This is a genomic window from Achromobacter kerstersii, from assembly GCF_902859595.1.
Taxonomy (GTDB): Bacteria; Pseudomonadota; Gammaproteobacteria; order Burkholderiales; family Burkholderiaceae_B; genus Achromobacter; species Achromobacter kerstersii.
On record NZ_CADIJQ010000001.1, the window covers coordinates 1783186 to 1802038 of the forward strand.

Annotated in this window: 19 protein-coding genes; all 19 read right to left on the minus strand. The window is 60.6% G+C overall.

Annotation, left to right across the window (positions count from 1 at the left end; genetic code table 11):
* Positions 1 to 78: 78 nt before the first annotated feature.
* The 19 genes from HV765_RS07815 to HV765_RS07905 all read right to left on the minus strand — a co-directional run bounded on the left by HV765_RS07815 (position 79) and on the right by HV765_RS07905 (position 18631).
* Positions 79 to 2601, minus strand: coding sequence for an SGNH/GDSL hydrolase family protein (locus tag HV765_RS07815; RefSeq protein ID WP_175169299.1), 2523 nt, complete (start codon positions 2599 to 2601; stop codon positions 79 to 81).
* 85 nt (positions 2602 to 2686) lie between these two features.
* The gene (locus HV765_RS07820) at positions 2687 to 5572 is read right to left on the minus strand and encodes a host specificity factor TipJ family phage tail protein (RefSeq protein ID WP_175169300.1); all 2886 of its coding nucleotides are present in this window, start codon (positions 5570 to 5572) and stop codon (positions 2687 to 2689) included.
* Positions 5569 to 5913 (minus strand): hypothetical protein, encoded by a 345-nt coding sequence (locus tag HV765_RS07825; protein ID WP_175169301.1) that lies wholly within the window; start codon positions 5911 to 5913, stop codon positions 5569 to 5571. Before HV765_RS07825 ends, HV765_RS07820 begins: the two co-directional genes overlap by 4 nt.
* Positions 5910 to 6428, minus strand: a complete 519-nt coding sequence (locus HV765_RS07830) for a DUF1833 family protein (protein ID WP_175169302.1) — start codon at positions 6426 to 6428, stop codon at positions 5910 to 5912. The genes HV765_RS07825 and HV765_RS07830 overlap by 4 nt, the downstream gene beginning before the upstream one ends.
* Positions 6421 to 6912 (minus strand): hypothetical protein, encoded by a 492-nt coding sequence (locus HV765_RS07835; RefSeq protein ID WP_175169303.1) that lies wholly within the window; start codon positions 6910 to 6912, stop codon positions 6421 to 6423. The genes HV765_RS07830 and HV765_RS07835 overlap by 8 nt, the downstream gene beginning before the upstream one ends.
* Positions 6909 to 9707: a phage tail tape measure protein gene (locus HV765_RS07840; protein WP_175169304.1), complete on the minus strand. Its 2799-nt coding sequence runs from the start codon at positions 9705 to 9707 to the stop codon at positions 6909 to 6911. The genes HV765_RS07835 and HV765_RS07840 overlap by 4 nt, the downstream gene beginning before the upstream one ends.
* Positions 9708 to 9709: 2 nt before the next feature.
* Positions 9710 to 10018, minus strand: coding sequence for a DUF1799 domain-containing protein (locus HV765_RS07845; protein WP_254600491.1), 309 nt, complete (start codon positions 10016 to 10018; stop codon positions 9710 to 9712).
* Entirely contained in the window at positions 10018 to 10329 is a 312-nt protein-coding gene (locus HV765_RS07850) for a phage tail assembly chaperone (protein ID WP_175169305.1), read from the minus strand. Before HV765_RS07850 ends, HV765_RS07845 begins: the two co-directional genes overlap by 1 nt.
* Positions 10329 to 10982, minus strand: coding sequence for a phage tail protein (locus HV765_RS07855; protein WP_175169306.1), 654 nt, complete (start codon positions 10980 to 10982; stop codon positions 10329 to 10331). The genes HV765_RS07850 and HV765_RS07855 overlap by 1 nt, the downstream gene beginning before the upstream one ends.
* 62 nt (positions 10983 to 11044) lie before the next feature.
* Positions 11045 to 11401 (minus strand): DUF3168 domain-containing protein, encoded by a 357-nt coding sequence (locus HV765_RS07860; RefSeq protein WP_175169307.1) that lies wholly within the window; start codon positions 11399 to 11401, stop codon positions 11045 to 11047.
* Complete coding sequence (locus tag HV765_RS07865) at positions 11391 to 11894, minus strand: HK97 gp10 family phage protein (RefSeq protein ID WP_254600492.1); 504 nt, start codon at positions 11892 to 11894, stop codon at positions 11391 to 11393. The genes HV765_RS07860 and HV765_RS07865 overlap by 11 nt, the downstream gene beginning before the upstream one ends.
* A complete protein-coding gene (locus tag HV765_RS07870; RefSeq protein WP_217483343.1) occupies positions 11884 to 12234 on the minus strand; it encodes a phage head closure protein in 351 nt (116 codons plus the stop codon). The genes HV765_RS07865 and HV765_RS07870 overlap by 11 nt, the downstream gene beginning before the upstream one ends.
* The gene (locus HV765_RS07875; protein ID WP_175169308.1) at positions 12231 to 12650 is read right to left on the minus strand and encodes a head-tail connector protein; all 420 of its coding nucleotides are present in this window, start codon (positions 12648 to 12650) and stop codon (positions 12231 to 12233) included. Before HV765_RS07875 ends, HV765_RS07870 begins: the two co-directional genes overlap by 4 nt.
* A 2-nt stretch (positions 12651 to 12652) precedes the next feature.
* The gene (locus HV765_RS07880; protein WP_175169309.1) at positions 12653 to 12988 is read right to left on the minus strand and encodes a hypothetical protein; all 336 of its coding nucleotides are present in this window, start codon (positions 12986 to 12988) and stop codon (positions 12653 to 12655) included.
* A gap of 64 nt (positions 12989 to 13052) precedes the next feature.
* Positions 13053 to 14291, minus strand: coding sequence for a phage major capsid protein (locus HV765_RS07885; protein WP_175169310.1), 1239 nt, complete (start codon positions 14289 to 14291; stop codon positions 13053 to 13055).
* A 68-nt stretch (positions 14292 to 14359) separates the two neighbouring features.
* Positions 14360 to 15100 (minus strand): head maturation protease, ClpP-related, encoded by a 741-nt coding sequence (locus HV765_RS07890; protein WP_175169311.1) that lies wholly within the window; start codon positions 15098 to 15100, stop codon positions 14360 to 14362.
* Positions 15066 to 16406 (minus strand): phage portal protein, encoded by a 1341-nt coding sequence (locus tag HV765_RS07895; RefSeq protein ID WP_175169312.1) that lies wholly within the window; start codon positions 16404 to 16406, stop codon positions 15066 to 15068. The genes HV765_RS07890 and HV765_RS07895 overlap by 35 nt, the downstream gene beginning before the upstream one ends.
* Entirely contained in the window at positions 16406 to 18109 is a 1704-nt protein-coding gene (locus HV765_RS07900; protein WP_175169313.1) for a terminase large subunit, read from the minus strand. Before HV765_RS07900 ends, HV765_RS07895 begins: the two co-directional genes overlap by 1 nt.
* Before the next feature lie 3 nt (positions 18110 to 18112).
* Positions 18113 to 18631, minus strand: coding sequence for a terminase small subunit (locus tag HV765_RS07905; protein ID WP_175169314.1), 519 nt, complete (start codon positions 18629 to 18631; stop codon positions 18113 to 18115).
* Between the last annotated feature and the right edge of the window lie 222 nt (positions 18632 to 18853).

Genomic DNA, 18853 nt, shown 5'->3' on the forward strand with positions numbered 1-18853 from the left:
GTAGACGGTGCGCATGATTGCCTCCCGTTTGGACGAAAAAAAGCCCGCATAAGCGGGCATTGGTTAAACGAACTCACGTCAAACAGAGCGGACGATGCGTTCCCTGACGCTCTCGAACATCAACAGATGGCCGTCGTTGTTCGGGTGTAGACCATCAGGCGCCCAGGTTTCCCCGTACAGCTTCGCCGGCACAGTCGCTTGGTAGTTGTCAATGAAATCGAGTGCCATGTCTTCGGCCACCTGACGAATCGCCCAGGCCACCTTGCGCTGCGTGAACAACAAACGGGCATCCTCGGCATTGCTTACGGCGTTCGAAACCATCAAGCAGGTTTTCTTGCCCGCGTCACGCAATGCCATCGCAATCCGCGTCGCGAAAAAGTAGGTGACAAACTGCGCGCCGGGATTGTTGCGGTCGTTGGTCCCGAGCTGCACGAACGCAAACTCCGACCGCTTTGCAAGTGCCGCCGTGTAGTTGGCACTGCCGGGCAACCAAGAACCGGTACTCGATCCGCTTACGGCCATATTCATGACCTTCACACGGCGAGCATGGTGGATGGCTTCAAGCCGGAACACATTCGAAGCGGATTTTGGCACTAGGCGTATGTCATACCGCCCGAATGCGAACGAGAACGACGCGAGCTTCCCCCAAGCTTCGGGGCCATAGAAATCGAGCTCGCCCAACTTGGAGCCATTGCCCCACAGCTCTACGATAGACCCCGTCGGGTCAGCCGCATCAATCGCGCAGTACCGCAGCGTCAAGTTATCCCCGGTCATCGTGAAGCGCATTTCGCCCTTGTTCTTGCCCGCCCCGCCGGCGGGCGACAACTCCCAGAAGTTCGAGTATGCGAAGGCCGATGCGTTGTAGGTGGGCGCCGGAACAGAAAAAGAGCCGTTCAACTCGATTAGGAAGCCGATGTCCTCGTTCAGGCTGAACGGGTTCGAAGGCACTGCCATTGCCGTTTCCGAATAAGTGAAATCAGTGCCACTCTGCACGACCGGCCCGTCGACGAAGCTCTCACCCAGCCACCGATGAAACAATCCTGCCCAGGACTTTTCCGGGCCAGAAGCTCCAACACCCACTGTGATCGAATCACCGATCAACAGGATCTCAGGGCTGTGCAGGGGATTCCACATCGCCGTAAGCAGGTCTCGCAACATCGAGCCGCTTGCGGGTGCCTTGGCTTCGAGCGCAGCAACTCGGGCCTTGAGATTGTCAACGGGCATGCTCGCGGCAGAAATCCCCGTAGGAACGCCAACAACGAGCCATTGCAGCAGCCATGACGTCGCCCCATTTCCTGCCGACAATGAAAGCCAGATCTGCGTAATGGTGACGCCTACAGGCCAAGCCGTCCCGTCAGGACGCCGCGAAATGTCTACGTCATACACCACCGCCTTTTCGCTCGAATCCTGAAGACCCATCCCCTCGTTAGATGTGTAATACCAGCCTGCTCCAGTGCTGTCCTGGAGGAACACAATGTACCCGCGCGCATCTGCGCCCCCTTCCGCCTTGATCTTGTACCGAAGGCGCGTGTTGACGGTCGGATTGATGGGCGTCGTCAGCGTCCGCGACGTATAGCCTAAAGCGGAACTCACCCCCAGTGGCGTAAAGCGTGTGAACTGACCATCTGCCATACGCGAAAAGCCGCTCAAACCGGCCCAGAATGACGGGTTTGACCCAAGCACTTCCAGCGCCAGACTGGACATTTGATAGGCATCGCCCAGGGAGATTCCGCGCGCGAGTGTCGCGCGCTCGCGCTCAAGCTCAGCATTAGTGGGGAAATCTGCCATGGTGTTGCCAACAGCAAACCATTCCACATCGAGCACAGCCGGATTGGTTGCCACGTACAGGGCGACATATGCCGTCGCGATCACCTCGGCACCCCAAGCGCTGCCGTCAGGCTTGCGGGAGATATCAATGATGTAGGTTACCCATCCATCAAGAATTGGCGTATTCGGCCCGTCCATGGTCGCTGAAGGGTAAACGTAAGAGACACCGTTAGTGTCGACCAGTTGCAGTGCATACAGCCGATTCGACGCATTGCCTGAAAAATGCCGCATGCGATACGCGACACGAGTCTGCGTTACAGGCGAAAAACGCTGCGGGGCCGTGAACGACCGTTGGAAATACCCGATCGTCGCGGTGATTCCATTGGGCGTGAAGCGCATCACACCATCGACAACTGTCCGTGTGTAGCCGGCAGAGGCGGAAAGGCCAATAGTTGTTGCATCGGTTCGGTACCAGGGCTGAATGCCCGCCGAGTTCGCACGGGCCACCAGATCGTTAACCGTCGCGACGCTGGCGGGTTGAATCGCCGACCATACCCACGCCGCTCCGTTCCAAACCCAGTCCCCATTGTTGGAAGCTGTCGGATCGTTCGTGACGCGCCCCGTGGTCGGCACCGGCTGCGCAGTATCCGCAACCATAGCCGCACGAGTGATGTACGTTTTCAGGTTCGCGGCTTGCGAGGCGGCCTCCAAGGCTGCCGCACGAATGCTTGCAAGATTGCTGACATCGTTTCCCGCACGGTTGACGTTCGGCACACCGGCGACGCCATTGGCGAACTCCGCCAGCGTTCCAGCGTCCGTGCTGCCGTTGAGCAAATCTAGCCTGCTAAGGTATCCAGCCATTTGGCGCTCACAATGAAAAAGCCCCGCACTTGGCGGGGCTCAAAGGGTTTGGTGAAATCTAAGCGTGAAAATCCAGATCGTTCTGGTAGTACCTGGCGTCGTAGTTGATCGCCTTCAGCGGGATGGTCCCGTCGTCATTGGGCGCATCCTTCTCGGTCAATATGAAAGGCTTGGCGGCCCGCGTTTCGCTGGCCTCGGTGATGATGTAGCCGGTAGCGTTGTAGCCATCGCCGCGACAAATAACCGGTGTGCGCGGATCGCGCTCCAGCAGCGCCAGCCGTGCGGCACCACCCGGGCTTACGCCCATGCTTTCGACCAAGCCGTCGCTGTTCTGCAGGAAGACCACGTAAGGGCCGACGCCCCATTCGAACGGCTGGGACAAGGTCACCAAGCGCCCGTTTTCATCATCGACTTCCACGATGTCGCCGTCCTGGCTCCGCGCCAGCGTGTTGTCAGCGCAAAGAATCCGCTCGCTGACGCGCAGCAGGTTCGCCTCCGGCAACCCATCGAACTCCGTGGATTCATCGTGAAAGCGGATCTTGTTCCAGCGCCGGTATGCATGAATGGTGGCTTGCGCTTGCATCCGCACGCCCACCGACTCCACGCGCAGCGGATTCACGGCGGACCTGTCCGCCGGCAGGTAGATCGTCACCGGCGCATCGTTGGCCGGGTCGATCCATTGAAACTCGACGCCGTCGTACTCGTCGTCGCTTCCTTCGGTGCGCTGTTCCGACCCTGGCAGCTTGTTGCGGTGGTTGAACAAAATGGACGAGTCTTCCGTGGCTCGCTCGAAGAACAGCCGGATGACGCTGCCGCGACGATAGGCCCGGCAATACACCGCCTCCGCAATCATCGAAAGCGTCTCCTCAAAACTGAGGTTGTCACTGTCGATGGTGTAGTCGAAACGCGCCACATCGACGCCGAAGTAAACGCGGATTTCTTGCGCCGTATCGTAGATGTTGTCGAAGTCCACCTCGGCCGGCGGCCGATTCCCGATGAGCGGGTCGAGGCAGACCGCCGCAATGATGTCGGCCACATTGGTGGTCGGATACAGCTCGGTCGTGAACGTCGAGCCAGAAATCCGCTGTGGCAGCTTGCGGGTCACCAGCAGATTCAGCTTGCGTTCCTTGACGGCCAGCGCGCCGTCCGTGGCCAGCGTCACGGCCTGAACGGTAGAGACGTCGCCAAAGTGCGGCTGATCTACCGACGAGCAGGCATACAAGTCGCGCCACTTGATTTCATCGACCACCGACCCCTCAAAGTCGGTATCCGAATTCGTCAGTCGTCGGGCCCTGAATCGCCAGCGCGCGCTGGCCGCACCCGTGAGCTGGGCATCCACCGAATCTGCCCGCACCGAGCGCGTTACTGCGGACCCCAGAATGGTCCTATCGAATGCCAGCACATCCCCGTAGGGCGTGCCAGCAGCATCCACGCGCTGGGCTTCTATGCGATAAGTTACGTCAAGGCGGTACTGCTGGCGCCCGTTGTCCTTGTACAGGCCATTCAGCGCGATCACGTTGGAGATGATGCGGGTAATGGGTCGCACGCTCTCCACAATGAACCAGCCCACCCAGCGCTCTCCTGTCGTCGTGATGGTCGGATTCAGCACAGTGGACTGGCCTCCATATTCGGTTTGCATCACAGTCCAGGCGGGATTCGTGCCGGCGGGGTTGTTCAGGGTAAGCAATGAACTGGTGACGGTGGTTACTGTGTACTGGCCCGACAAATCGAACTGCACGATGTCTGAGGGGCGTGTGACCGTCGGCGAGCCGGTGACCTCGGTGGGCGCGGCGCGGAATGCTGCCCAGGCGGCGTAGTTTTGCGACACATCTAGGCGGATTGTGGTCCCACTCAGGCCGAAGCTCACCGAAAGAACCCCATAGACGCCCGTCACATTGCTGTAGGCGGTGTACGGGAAGTCGCTCCCGCCCCCGGTCGAATCGGTCCATTGGACAGCGCCGTTGGAAAGGGTGACAACTTGACCGACAGACCATTCGGCGGAATGATCACCTTCAAACACCACTTCGCCCCAGGCCGGGCGCAGGCTGCCATCTGTACGAAAGGTTGCGCCATCGGGCGGAGAATATGAGAACGTGCCCTGAGTCTGCGCGGCGTTCTGCACCGCTATCACGTCACCTGGGATAAACAGCTCAGAAAAGTCTAAATCCGCGTCCTGCGACACGATCTCGTTCGGAGACCTGAACACCATGCCGCGTCGGATTACGCTGCCATAGTCCTGCGGCTGTAGGGACTGGCCGTTGACGCTGTTGGCGCGCTTCGCCGTTGTTACCGGCAAATTGATCGCGTTCCCGATCCGGAGCTGCGGAGCATGGCCGCTATTCGGCGACGTGAACGGCGCGTAGACCTCCACCGAAGACCCAGGGATTTCGGCGATCAACGTGGTGTCGTCGCGCACGTCGTACACCTCGTGGGCACCGCGCCCGACGCACATAAACGAGACTTCCTTTTCCACATGGTTCTCAAACACCAGGTAGGGCTGTGCGAGCAAGTCCGGGGTTGATCGGACCTGTCCATAAATGTCAGGCACCCGGCCATTGACGCGCACCCGGTTGGTGCGCTCAGAAAGGCCATTGTTTGGCGATTCCTTCTGTACGTTCCGTGCTGTCTGGTTCGGTGGATCTTGCGCCAGGATGGACGTCAAGATCATGGACGCAGCAGTCGTCACCAGCGCGACGGCGAGCGCGGGCAGGAACTGCGGCCCTAGCGGATACGCTTCCACAACGAACGGGCCAGGCAGTGCGCGCAGATCGGCGATATCAGCAGGCTTCTCGGGCCGCACGGAACGCCCCGTAGCCATGTCAGTGATGCGGCAGCCCGCCGGGAGGCGCGGCCCCAGCTCCGCCTTCAGGAAGGCATGCAGGTCCGCCACCCGATACGTCTCGCGCTTGCCGTCAGGTGCCCGGTACAGGTGAACTGTCGTCATGCGTAGAACCTCATGTTGCGATACAGCGCCGTCTGCGCCTCAACCGGGAAGAACGAAGCGCCCGATTCATTGATGTGAAGCAACCGCCCACGCACGCACACGGCGATATGGGCGTCGCCGTGAAGCGTTTCCATCAGGGCGATGGAGGGAAACATAGAAGGGCCTGACAGCTTGCGCATGCCACGGAACAACGTCGACAACCGCCCGGCTGCAAAATCTTCTTCCTTGACCTGGTGCAGCCGCCGGTCACCCGTCAAATGTTCCCAAGCGTCGGCGGCGAAGTGCAGGCAGTTGTTGGTCTTCCGGTCATAGACCCTGCCCAGCAAAAAGTCGATGCTCACAGGTACCCCAACAGCATAGGAAAGAGGTCGGTGCGATACAGCATGCCGGTTTTCGTGGCGTTCGCTTGCGGCGCCGTGCTGTCAAATTGCGCGCCGTCGCGGTTCCTGGTGATCTTCCACGCCTGAAGTGTGATTGGGCCGACCATGGGTGACTCCAGGTCATCCGATCGATAGGCCCTGTACCTGACGGTCGGCGGGATGGTGCGCAGCGTGCCGGCCTGCCTGGCGCGATTGATCTCATCGGGCAGGATCTCGCCCAGATCGCCCAGGGTCACCGAGATCCCAAAATCCAGATTTCCCCGGTCGCCCAGCGGCCGCAGCTGCATGGGCACGTACTGCCAGAAAACCAACTCACCCGACTCCAGGCGCGCCCAGAAGCCCTCGCGGTAATGCGACTGAATTCGCCAAACTTGTGAAAAACTCGGTTGGGAGATTTCCACCGTCTCCAGCTCGGCCATGCTCTGGGGTGCACCGAAATAGAAGTCAATGTATTGCGAGTCGATGTCGTCAAGCATGAGGCAAGTCCTCGTTTGCCAGCTTGGCAAGCAGATCTAGTATTTCCTTCGCCGCCGGGATGCTGCCGTAGATGGCCAGCATCATGACGAGCGACCCCCAATAATCCAGGGTCGCGTCGTCGTAGTCAGGCAGACGGTCAACCTCCAAAGTGACCGATACTGTGAAAACGTTTCCGGATATCGACGCGCTAGCACTGCCAGGTATTAAGTGAGCGACATAGCGGCGCTTTCGGGTTCCGTCAATCACTAGATCGGCCTGGAAAGGTTCGCCCCCGGCGCGCTCGATGTTGCGTAAAAAGCCCATGAAAGCGTCGTACTCTTCACCGAACAGTGCGTATGTAGCCGTAATCATGTGGGGAGTGCCGCGCAAGCCGGCGCGATAGCGGCCGCTGCCCCCATCTAATGCAATGCGCTGGGTGCCGTCTCCAGGCTTGACACCATAGCCGGACTGAATCGGTAGGAATGGCAAAACTGGATAGGTCATCGCTTTCGCTCAGTCTTAAAGTTCTTCGTCAAAGCGCTGGATGCACGGGAATTCGCTCTGCCTAGTTGGGACGCCATCATTTGCGGCCCTTGCGCATAAACTTGATCACGTGCAATCAACACCACTTCATCACGAGTTAACCGCTCGACCTCGTAGTCCTGCGGTGTTCCGTTGTTATTGATGACCACCCGAGGGGCCTGCTGAGAGGGAGTAGGCGCAGCGGATTTCGTCAAAGGTGTGACAAACCCGCCGCCGCTGCCAGACATGAGATAAGTCTCCCCGCCTTCGGAGTACAGCTCGGGGCCAAGCTCGCGCACTCGATAGAGTGAATTCGCTGCTGTGGGCCCACCTGAAGCGCGCGCGCCAGCTACCGATCCCCACGACGACGGAACTCCGGCCATTCCATCGACGCTGCCAACAGCCGAGCCGCCCATTCCTTGATAGCTCGCCCCCGCTGTAATCCCTCCAGCGGCAGCCCCGACGATGCTGCCCACCAGGCCCACGATGGCCTGGCGCGCGGCAATGCGAGCCAAATCCGCCAGGACCGAGGTGGCAAAGTCAGTGAACGAGAGCTTGCCAGTTGTTGCGAACTTGACGATGGCATCTTCCATGCCCTGGAAGGCGTTGGAGAACATGCCTTTGGTCTGATCCGCCACGTTCGCGGCCGAGTCTAGGTAGTTGTCCAGCGCGGATTTCGCGCCGTTCTTCCAGTCCCCTTGTGCCTTGCGCACGTTGTCGAAGTACGCTTGCTGCATCTCCATCCGCTGGCGTAGATGCTCGCTAAGCAACGCCGTTTCGGCCTTGTACGTGTCGTCCGACGTCTTGCCCACCGTGTTATCACGGGTGGCCTGGTCCAGCTGCCGCTGGTAGTCCCGCACGATGGATTGGCGGGCGCGCAATTCTTCCTGCGCGCGGTCGCCCATTCCCATGCCGGCCAGCTGGTCGTCGTACTGGCGCTGCTCGACCTCACGGGACGAACTCAGGCTGGCGCGCATGACCTCCACGCGCGCCGCCTCTTGCGCGAGGCGCACCGACTTTTCGGCCGCGACGTTCTTTTCCAACGCCACGCGCAACTGGCTTTCTTGAGCAAGCAGGCTCTTCTGGTCTGCCGTGAGGGTCTTTTTGGTCTTGAGGTCGGAGATTTGCTGTTCGAACTCCAGGCGGCGCTTTTCCCAAGCGCCCAGCTTTTCCTGCGTAACCAGCTGACCCCGCAGAGCGGCTTCGGCCTGTGCATATTCCGCCAGCAGGCGCGTCGCACTGTCGTCCGTATAAGATTTCTTGGAACTCTTGTCCTCGTACCGGCGCTCGATGGCGGCGCGCGCCGACTTGATGACCGACGCATCAAGCGTTGTTCCATCCTTCTGCGCCTTGGCAATACGGTCGTCTAAGTCCTTCAAGTCCTTCAGGCGCTTTTCTGCTTTGGACGCGCCCTCATCGATGAGCTTAGAGATTTCCTGGCGGGACTGAATTGCCTCCCGATTGATCCTGACCAGCTCTGCCGCAGCTTTGGCCGCGTCCTCGGCTTCCTTCTTTTCCGCGATTGCGGCGTCACGACGCCCCTCAGCGTTCTTAAGGCCTTGCCGTTCCTTTTCGCTGATCGTGGCGCCAGCCTCGGCAGCGATGCGGATGTTCTCCGCGCGCTGACGAACCTCGCGCTCCAGCCCCCGTATGGTTTCCTCGACCGTATTTTCTCGGCCGATGTCGAGCATCTTGTCCCATGCCGAGGCAGCAGCTGCCCCCAACTTGTTCCACGCTGACTCAAGCGTCCCGAGATTGGCCTTCTGCGCAGTCGTGCGCCCTGTGAGCTCCGTTGCTGCCTGACGAGCGACGAGTTCAACCGCCTCTTGCGCGCGGCCTTGGTCCGTCAGCGCTTTGACTTGTGCGTAGATTGCGCCGGTCAGAATCCCATAGCGCTCATTCAGTTCAACGACGGCAGTGACTGGGTCTTTCCCAAGTTTGGAAAAGGCTTCCACAGTCTTTTCGATCTCCGTGCCTGTCGCGCGCTGCCATTCGGCAGCAATGAGCGCCACGTCACGCAGCGCGGTGCCTGACAGCTTTCCCGAAGCCGCTACCGCGTTCAAAGCCTGTACCGCTCGCGAGTGGCTGCCCGTGATTTCGCCCAGCCCGTGCGCCAGGCCAACCAGGTTGTCGGCGGTCACCCCAGCAGCATTGCCAGTGAGAATTAGCGCGTCGCGGAAGTTCTGAGCTTCCGACGAACCCTTTATGTACGCTACAGCCAGCGCAGCAACACCGGCGGCCGCCAGTGTGTACGGGTTGATGAGACCGATGAGCGCGCCACCAAGCGCACGCGCCGCCGGCACCACGCCGCCAAACATATCCTTCAGCTGGCCGCCCTGCTGCAACAGCACCGTTAACGGCTGCTGGCCGCCCTGGATGGACACGATGATGTCGGTCATCTGTGCTGGCACGCCACGCAACGCTGCCGCCTGCTGCGCCGCAGTCATCCCGTACTGGTTCAGCTGCTTGCCCGCGACCGCAGCCGCCGCACCTGTTGCGGTCAGCTTGGCCTTGAGTTCGTCAAGGATCGAAGTCGGCACACCCCGCAAGGCGGCGTTGTAAAGGATCTGCTCCTTTCGGGTCATCCCGATTGTGTTGGCCTGGTTCACCAGGGCATCAACGCGGCGCCGCTCCACGGCGGCGAGCTTCCCGTAATCCGCCTGCGCCGCCTGCGACATATCGCTGGTGCCGCGCTTGGCTGCGGCGATGGCGCTATCGAATTGCGAGGTATCGACAACGACGTCGAGCCGCGCAGTGCCAATGCTTTCCTGTGCCATGTTCAGCTCTTGTGAAGTATTTCCAGGGCCGCCCGTTCGATGATCCGAAGAACGTCCATGATTTCGCGCTGCTGTTTCTTCGGCACTCCTGAACGGTCCATGTCCAGGTAAAGAACGGCGTAATCAAGCCCAACCGGCCCACCAGCTCCTACACGCCACTGCGTGTAATTGCGGACGAATAGGTCAAACGCCGTTACGTGTTCGTGCCAAAGCTCCGCGCTCGGCCGGGGAAAGTCGCTCACCTTCAGACCGGCCATTGCAAGCGTGGCGGCCGGCGGCGGCTCCCACAGGAAGGCCGCCACCGCCCGCATCAGGCTTTTTTTCGTTCGACCTTGAGCGCTTCGTTGTAGGCGCTGGCGATAGCCAAGTCCGCGCCGGGCTGGTGCTCGCACAACAGGTCAATCGCGGCCTTGCTGACGGGCAGATCCGCGTCCCACTTTTCGACCAGCTCCAGGAGCAGATCCGAAACCGTGATCTTTTCCTGCGCGAGGCGCTTCATCAGCGCCGCGTATTCCTTGCTGGTCTTGTGGCGATAGGTGACGTTCAGCTGCTGCTCACGACCCTGACCGACGATGGTGAGAGTCGCATCGATAGTCGGCGCTGCTTTGATGATGAACGTCATTACGCGGCCTCGTAGCGGATGGGGTCGGCGATGAGCGAAAACACTGCCGAGTTCTGCAAGTTCTCGTTCACTTGACCCACCGGCACCTTGTTGAACGACGGGTAGGCGTAATAGAACATCGTGGAGCCGTTCGGCAGCACGCCGCGCACCACAATCGGCTCGCGCAGGCGATCCGCCTCGATGAGGGCCGCGTACCACGGCTTGGCCGGGTCGTAGTCCAGCGAGACCGTCATGGTCATGGCGTTCTTGAAAGTCGGTTTCTGACGCTGCCGGCTGGTCGGGTCTTCAACGTACTGATAGTTGAAGAACTGCTGATCGCCGCCGGCCATCACGACATCGCGCACTTGGTCCAGGTCCACCCACGTTGTGACCGCTTGCACACTTCCCGCGCCACCACCCGCCGGGTACAGGAGGGTACTGGTGGTATCGACGCCTTCAAGCTCGAAGCTGTCCGCATCGGCGTTGGCCGAACGAGCAACCGTTTCATTCAAATTGGTCCAGGCCGACTTAACAACCAGCACGGATTTGTCGACCGGAGGCGAAGCGGAGCTGGCTACGCCGGGGTTTGCATTGGAAATGGCGGTGATGGCCACCGCAGCACCCAGCCCCGTGGAGATGGAATAGCGGGTGCCGTTGATGAAGATGGAAGACATAGCTTTCCTCAAAAGAAAAACCCGGCGCGCCGCCGGGTCTGGTGTTTAAACAGGGGGAAAAGTCAGGGGAGATACCAGATACCGAAGTCCTGGCGTGTGCCGTACTTTTTGATTGCCTCTTCATAGAGGCTGGTCGGTGCGCCATACGGCTCAACTGCTGGAAAGTCACTTTCGCAAAGCGCCGTGCCGATCTGGTCCGCAATGGCGCTGGCCTCCATGCGACTTGTGGACCAAACGTAAACTTGGACGCGTTGGTGGCGCTTTTCGCGGCGCTTTCCTTCGACGTACCACTGTTCGGCCCCGCCAGCGCCTTGATAGACGATCAGCGGAAACGCAGGCTTGTCCGGCGTGACGTCCGCGTATGCCCTCCCGTCCACCAAGGGCCCCAAAAGCGCCTTCAGCTTCGCTTCAAGGCTCATCGCTTCCCCCTTTTTGACCGGCTAGCAACTGCGGCAGCCGTTCGCGCCCCCGCTGAATCATTGCCGCCCGCGCTCGAGGTGCCGAAGCCTCATACGCAGGTCGCAAAAACGGATATGCAGGCACCCACTTAGGCGTCGCCAGCTTTCGGCGCTTATCCGTGACATAGCTCCCGTCCGGCTTCCGCACCACCGCGTAAATTTGCCAGTGTCCGAACTCCACGAGGTGGCCGTGGGGAGCTTTGCTCTTGTTCCAGGTGACGGCGTACTGCACCTCCCGCTCGGATGAGTGCTTATCGCGGAACGCAAGGTAAATGGCACCGGCCAGTACGCCGTTATGCGTGTTCACACGCGTCTTGGCTTCGTCCCGTAACACCTCGCCGCCAGCCACAGCCATGGAGCGCGCCAGGCTGACGCGCGCCGGCCCCAACAGCCGGTCGAGACCAGCGGCCCAGCCTGAAGTGTCGAACTTCGCCTGTATGCCATTAGCCATCATTGCCGCCCTGCTCGCAGATAACAAACGCCTTCTTTCGGTCTCGGAAGTCGCGTGTGATGCCTATGACCTCGAAAATGGCTCCATCGTGAATGACGCGCATTCCCTCATCAATACCCACTGCCTTGGCCGCGTCGAAGCTCACAAGAAAGCTGTAACGCGCGATTGACGGCGACACATTGCCTTGCAGGCTTGACCGAATAGCTCCGAGGCCGCTTTCGTTCGCGATGCCAGCCCAAAGCGAGCCAGCTTCCTCCCAGTCGTCAAGGGGCTGGCCTGCTTCATCAGTCGCGCCGGAGCGGCGTTGCACCAGAATTCGGCGATTCCGCTCTCGAGCCGTCATGGCAATACTCGCGTGTAGGGAAAGACGAGGCGCGCGAATCCTGGGTTCTCATGGAGTACCTTTTCGCCCGCAGCCTCGGGGTTTTCAAGCATGTCTCCCACCAACATGACAATCGCGAGCTTTAACGGCTCCGGCACTGGCCCCGGCTTGCTCGTGAACAGAATCGGGAAAGCGCCGGCTTCGCTGGTGGCTTCACCGGGCCAGATAGGCAGCGGGGACACTCGGCCGCCGACCGGCGTCCATTCATACGATGCCTCGGCCAATGCAAAGCCCGTTCTGCGTTCGACCAGTTCGCGCGCGGCGGTAATGACGCCGGGGATATCCTCGTCCAGTGCGTCGTGGTCAATATGCAGAAGCCGCTTTACCAGCGCCATGCTCACGGGTTCAACCGACGCGGCAGTAATCAGGCGCAGCATGGTCAGCCTCCTGCCGATTCAACCGCTTTCGGGTGGGGGTCGATGTAGCCAGCGCCTTTCAGCGCGGAAACATGGTCGGCGTCAAACTCGCGCACTTCGCCGCACTTGCCGTAGATGCTGTCGTGCAACACCAGAGCTTTCACCCGCTCCCGGGTGTCCGGCTCGGGAGCCGGCGCATCGGGCGGACCCGGCAGTGTCGCCGCCGGTTCGGTGCCTCCGGCCTCACCAACCCCAGGCGAAGCGGCAGCGGGCGACGTTGCGTCCACTTGGTCAGACAGAGCGGACGGGGCCGGCGGATCGTCACTCGGCGCGGCCTGGGCTGTCGTTTTTCGTGCCATGGTTTCTTCCTTGAAAGAGAAAGCCGGCGGGATCACCCGCCGGCCTGCGATCACCCGGGGCCGCTTAAGCGGCGGCGCCGTGCTGGAACAGCTTCACTGCGCCACCCACGTCGATCAGATTGCCGCCCGAGCGCATCCACGCCAGGAAGCCAACCTGGCCTTTCTTCACGTAGGCCGAGTCGTTGAAGCGGAACAGCGTGATCGCCATCACGTCGCGGATCTTGTACAGGCTGAAATCGCCGAACGCGATGGACTTGGCGGCGGCCGCCGGCACCGGCATGTGCTGGTTGATTTGGATGTCACGATTCAGCAAGCGATCCGGCGCGCCGCCGGGGTTCCCCTGCTCATAGCCCGGCACGAAGATCGGTCGCCCCTGATCATCCTTGATCTTGCGAATCATCTTCAGCATGTCGTCGTGGAACATCCACTTCGCGCCCAGGCGGTACGCCGGGTCCACGCTGTGCTCGATGTCCACCAGGTCGTCGTAGGTGATCACCGGAATTGCCGAGACGGCGCCGATCTTGCCGACTCCGGCGGCTGTAACCACGCCCATGGGGCCGGACGTGCCGGCTCCGATCGTGTAGTGGCGGTTGGTGACGCGACCGAGGCGGGTGTTCAGGCGCTGCGTGATAAAACCTTCGATGTCGGACGAGCTGTCTTGCAGCAGTTCCCAGGGCACGGTCACAACCTTGGAGCTGAACTTGTAGACCTGCAGGCCCTTCGTGCCGAAGCTTACGTCCTGGTCGGTCGCCGACTGGTTCTCGGCAACGATTTCGCCTTCTTCGTTGGTGCCGTCGCTGGTCGGATATTGCATGGGCTCGCCGCCCCCCGTCGTGAAGACGTTGGCCACGGCGCGCATGCCGCCGAACGCCTTCAGCGCATCCAGGATGGAACTGGCCACAGTGGTGGGCACGGTATAGCCACCCTGCTCCGGGTTGACCGCCGGATTGCCGCTCATGGCGCCACGGATATGCGTCCAGTCCTCGGCGCTGAGTGCGTTGTCGCCACCACGGCACCACTTATCGAACAGTGCCACGTCGGTGCCGCGATTGCCCTTGGCGCCGGGGCGGGCATCATGTTCACGCACGCCAGCGCCATGCAGGTCGCTTTCGGCCGTCAGGTCCATCATCTTCTGATGGCGCTCGATGGAGGCGTCGATACGGTCGATTTCAGCCGTGTTGTCGTCGTACTTCTTCTGGTGGTCGGCGTTCCAGTTGGCGCCGGGGTTGTTGTCCAGCAGGGCGCGGGTTTCCTTGGCCAGCGCGTTGCGGCGCTCCCGCTCGGCTTGAAGATTGAAAGCCATAACTTAGGTTCCTTCAGTCGAAAAAAAACCGCCCGAAGGCGGTGGGTTGTCCTGCGTGCGGGAGCCGCTTATGCAGGGGTGGCCTCGATCAGCGAAAACCGCCGCTCAAGATCATTTCGCAAGGCTTTGACCTGGGCATCATCCACAACGGGAGATTTCGGCTCGGTCAGCGCCTTGGGCGCATTCTGGTAAGCCGCCAGATTCCATGCGTTGGATGTGGTCGACTTTTTTGCAGCGGCGTCAACAATGCGATCGACAAAGCCATGCTCCAGCGCCTCGTCGGCGCTGAACCAGGTCTCCGCGTCCATCCAGGTCTTGACCTGATCCGCCGACTGGCCGGAGCGGGCCACGTAGTCAGCCGTGATCGCGCCGTCCACCTTTTCAAGCAGATCGGCCGTTTCGCGCATGTCCGCCTTGTTGCCGATGGCAACGGTCCAGGCGTTGTGGATCATGAAGAACGCCCCCTGCGATATCTCTACCTCATCGCATGCCATACAAACGTCCGTCGCCGCAGAAGCGGCCAAGCCGTCCACGTGAGCAACTACCTTCGCCGAATGCTGGCGGATGGCGGTCATCATCGCGCGGGCGTCGAACACGTCGCCCCCCGGCGAGTTAATGCGCAAGTGGATCGTATCGGCCGTGATGCTGGAAAGGGCCTTGGAAAATTCGGTCGCGTCGATATCGCCCCACCAACCGCCTATAACCCCATGCAGGTAGATCGTATGCTCACCGTTGCTCGACTCGGCGCGCAGCGGCTTCGACCCAGAGGCGTTGTCACGCGCCATCTGAAGCAGTTTCGGAATTTTCATTCTGGGTTTCCCTGTCTTGATCGTTGTCGTGCTCGTGTTCAGGTTGCGCTTGCTCGCCCGCCCGCGTCGGGCGGTCAAACTCGCCGCCCAAGGGCTGGAGGTTCTTCACGCGGCGGACCTCATCTACGCTCATCCAGCCCTGCGCACCTGGCCCACCCAGTGCCTTAGCGAAGTACTCCGCCTGAGCCTTGGAATCGCCGGCCATGAGCCCATCTGTGTTGTGCTCGGTGAAATACCGCGCGGTGCGGAATAGCTTTCGGTTCAACTCGCCCTTGATCCGCTTCAAGTGAGGGGCCAATGTGTATTTCACAAAGCCGATACCCATCTGCTCAATACCGCTACCCCAGCTGCTGGACTTCGTCATTTCACCGATCATGTGCGGCGGGACACCAAAGGCGCGCGCCATGTCGATCACCTGCCATTGCCGAGACTCCAGCAGCTGCTGGTCCACCGCCGACATAGTCAATTCTTTGATGTCCAACCCTTCGGTCAGAATCAGCGGTATACGGCGGTTCCCCTGGATACCTCCATACTTGGCAACCCAGGCGGCGCGGAAGTCTTCCTGCATGTCGAAAGACATGGCTGCTGGCGCCTTGATGGCGACTTCGGGCTTGCCCCCTTCGCTGAAGAACTTCCCGGCATGCTCGTCACCCTGGATGGCGATGCCAATGCCGTTGCGCGCGCCCCACTGAATTACGGACATCGAACTGATGCCGTTGAATCCGAATCCGGGAATGTGGATCACGTCATCCTGATCGACCGTGAAGAATCCCTTGTCGTCGTAGAAGGTGTATTGCAACCGCCGCAGCTCGCGCGGGCTTTCGCGCTCCTGCTCCCGGATCTCCACACGAGAGCGGGGCCAGGGAATAAGGTTCGTCATAGTGCCGGCACGATTGCGGACGATGTATGCAATACCATCGCCCCGCAGCAGCATCTGCGTCACCAAGAATTCCCACGCCGCAGACGCCACCCAGGTGGGGCAAAACTGCTCGTTCAGCGTCCACCAATACGCGTGGTCCACTTGCTGACGTGCCCCGCCCACGCGCTCAAAGACGGGAAGCGGCAGTTGGGCGATCGATCCGGCGATCAGCGAGACACACGCATACACGGCCGACACCCGCATTGCGGTCTGGTCATTGACCACAGCGCCGGCCGCTGTCCGAGGATCACCAAAAATCTCAAACATGCGGATGTCGGACGATGAGACCGTCTCGCCGTCGGCGATATTGCCTATTGCTGGCTCTTGTCGGCTGTCTGGCTGTACTGCCTGGCCGTCCGAGCCGAAGAATCTGGAAAGTAGTCCCATCACATCACCACGAATCCTTGTTGAATTTTCTTGGGGCCGGCCAATGGGTTCAGCGCCATCAGTTGCGCGGCATCGAAAAGCGCCATCAGCGGGTCAATCTTTGCCGTGCCGCTGGCCTGCTTCGTGATGAGAATTGAATTCGCGCGCTGCTCGATGCGCGCATTGCTGACGGCCCACGCCATCATTGGCCGTCCGCCGTGAGAAAAGGCCCCCTCCGCGAGCTTGCGCTCCACGGTCTTGATGGTGCCTCCAAGGCGCCAACCTTGCGAAACACCGACAAGAACGTTGTCAGGGATGCCCGCATCTGCAAATGCTTCCGCAAACGTGATGCCACTAGGGTCAACCCCGACCCCTTCCTTTTCGGGGAATAGCCCGGCGTCATACACCCTCTTGACGATCTCGGCCAACTCGGCCACGTCGTCCCCAATCCGGTTGACGATGACCAGGTCTTTGTCCTGCTCGAAGTCCCGCAAACGCGGCGCTATTTCCTTTCTGCGCTCCAACACGGACGGATGCGCCCAAGCTCGCCCCCAATGCAACCAGCGCCCCGTCCCAGGCTCTCGGCCTACCAATCCAAGCCCCAATAAGTCGTCTAGGCCGCCACCGTCGATACCTCCTGTTATGACCTCCACGCGAAGCAGGAAATCATCAAGGTGGCGCAGACTCGGGTCGCCATGCGCTTGCCAGTGGTCCGCCCCAGCCCAACGGTCAGACCGCAGATTCAGGCCGATTTCGACGTTGAGGTGCTTTGCCAGGAACTGCTGGAACGCGCCGTCCGTCCTGGCGCGCAGCAGCTTGAGCTGATCCTCCAGCCACTCGGCGCTGACTGAGCGGCCGATATTGGGATTGGTGAAGTAGAAATTGGCCGGGTCAAGATAGGCCTTTGCCTCCAACATATCCTCCGGGAACTCGTACAGAATGCCCAATGTCTTCGGGTCGACCACCTTCCCGTCACGGACATCGCGCCAGTACGCCAGCTTCTCTTTAAAGACGCCTGCGGGCGGGTCATCGCTTTGAGTGGTCAGGTAGATCACCCAGCCTTCATCACGCGATATTTGGCCGCCAAGCGCCTCAAGGAACATCGCCACAGCGTTAGCACGCTTGCCGAATAGCCACAATTCGTCCACCAAGATGCGACCGGACTTCTTGCCCGACACCGTGTCAGTGTCGGCAGCTACCACCTTAAGGCTATTGCGAGTCGTGCGATGGGTAATGGTGCGGATGTGGTCCTGGACGTGGAACATGTCCGACAGCTCCTCATCCGCCCGAACCATTGCCGCCGCCGGCTTGAAGCTGTTGTCTGCGACTTCCTTGGTTGGGGCCAGGATCAAGTGTTCCTCTTCCTGGCGCCAGCAGATGATTACCGCCGTCAACATGATGCCGGCGGCAATAGTCGATTTCGTGTTCTTCTTGCTGATGAGCAGCCCATATTCCCGGATACGTTGCTTTCCGGTTTCGACGTCATATCCGCCGAAGATCGCCCGCACAAAGTCAAAAACCCATTCTTCGGAGCATTCCCCGAAGGTCTGGTGTCGGTACGTCCCAATGGCTTCGTCATAGACCTGGGCCAGATCAACGACCTTGAGCTGCTTGAAGATGCCCAGCGCATATTCGGCCTGGTCGGGATAGACGGGCGGCGGAATGATCGACTTGCGCGTGCGCAGACGTTCCGCCCAATCCGGGCAAGCGGTTGTCCAGGTCATGACCTAGCCTTTCCCGACAACGCGCAGATGCGTAGGCGGCGGCGGTGGCGCAAACCGACCGCCCGCCGCCTTGGTCGCTGCCTCCTGTTTGGCGCCCTTCTTGCCCTGTTCAGCAATCTTTCCGTGCGTGAACGGCATCAGAGCCTTCGCAGCCTCCATCCGCAGCTTTGGTTCTTCGCCGAGGTCGTTCATGATCGCCACAAGCACGGCACGTGGGTCTGAGGTCAGGCCCAGCGCCTTTAGGCCCATGCTTTCGCCGGAGTCGGCGGCGCTTGGTTCGTCACTGGGAACGTCAGACGGCGGTGCAGAATCCGGCTTTTTGTTAACCGAATTTTTGTTAACTCTTTTGTTAACTTGGGCAGTCCGCCCCAGAGCGGCCAGCACATGCTTGTCACGCATCAATCGAGCGGCTGCTTGGGCCGCCCCGTTTTCGCTGTAACCCGCATGGATAGCGGCTTTCGCACCGGATAGACCCGACAGCAGCGCATCGACGAAGCGGCGCTTTTTGTCGGTTAATGCCATAGGTTTTGGTTAACAAAAGTGGGTTAACAATTTTCCGAAACGGGGAAATTTTCTGTGCGTGAGGGAACAGGTGGTTTCCGATGCGGAGGCCGCTCAGACTTTCACCCCCCCCTCCCTCCCAACGGGCCGCGACAGCCGTCCACAGCCCCGCCACGGGGCGATCAGCACGACGCCAGCACCCGCCGCTTCGCCTCGGCGCTTGAACGCATATGCGGCCTCTGG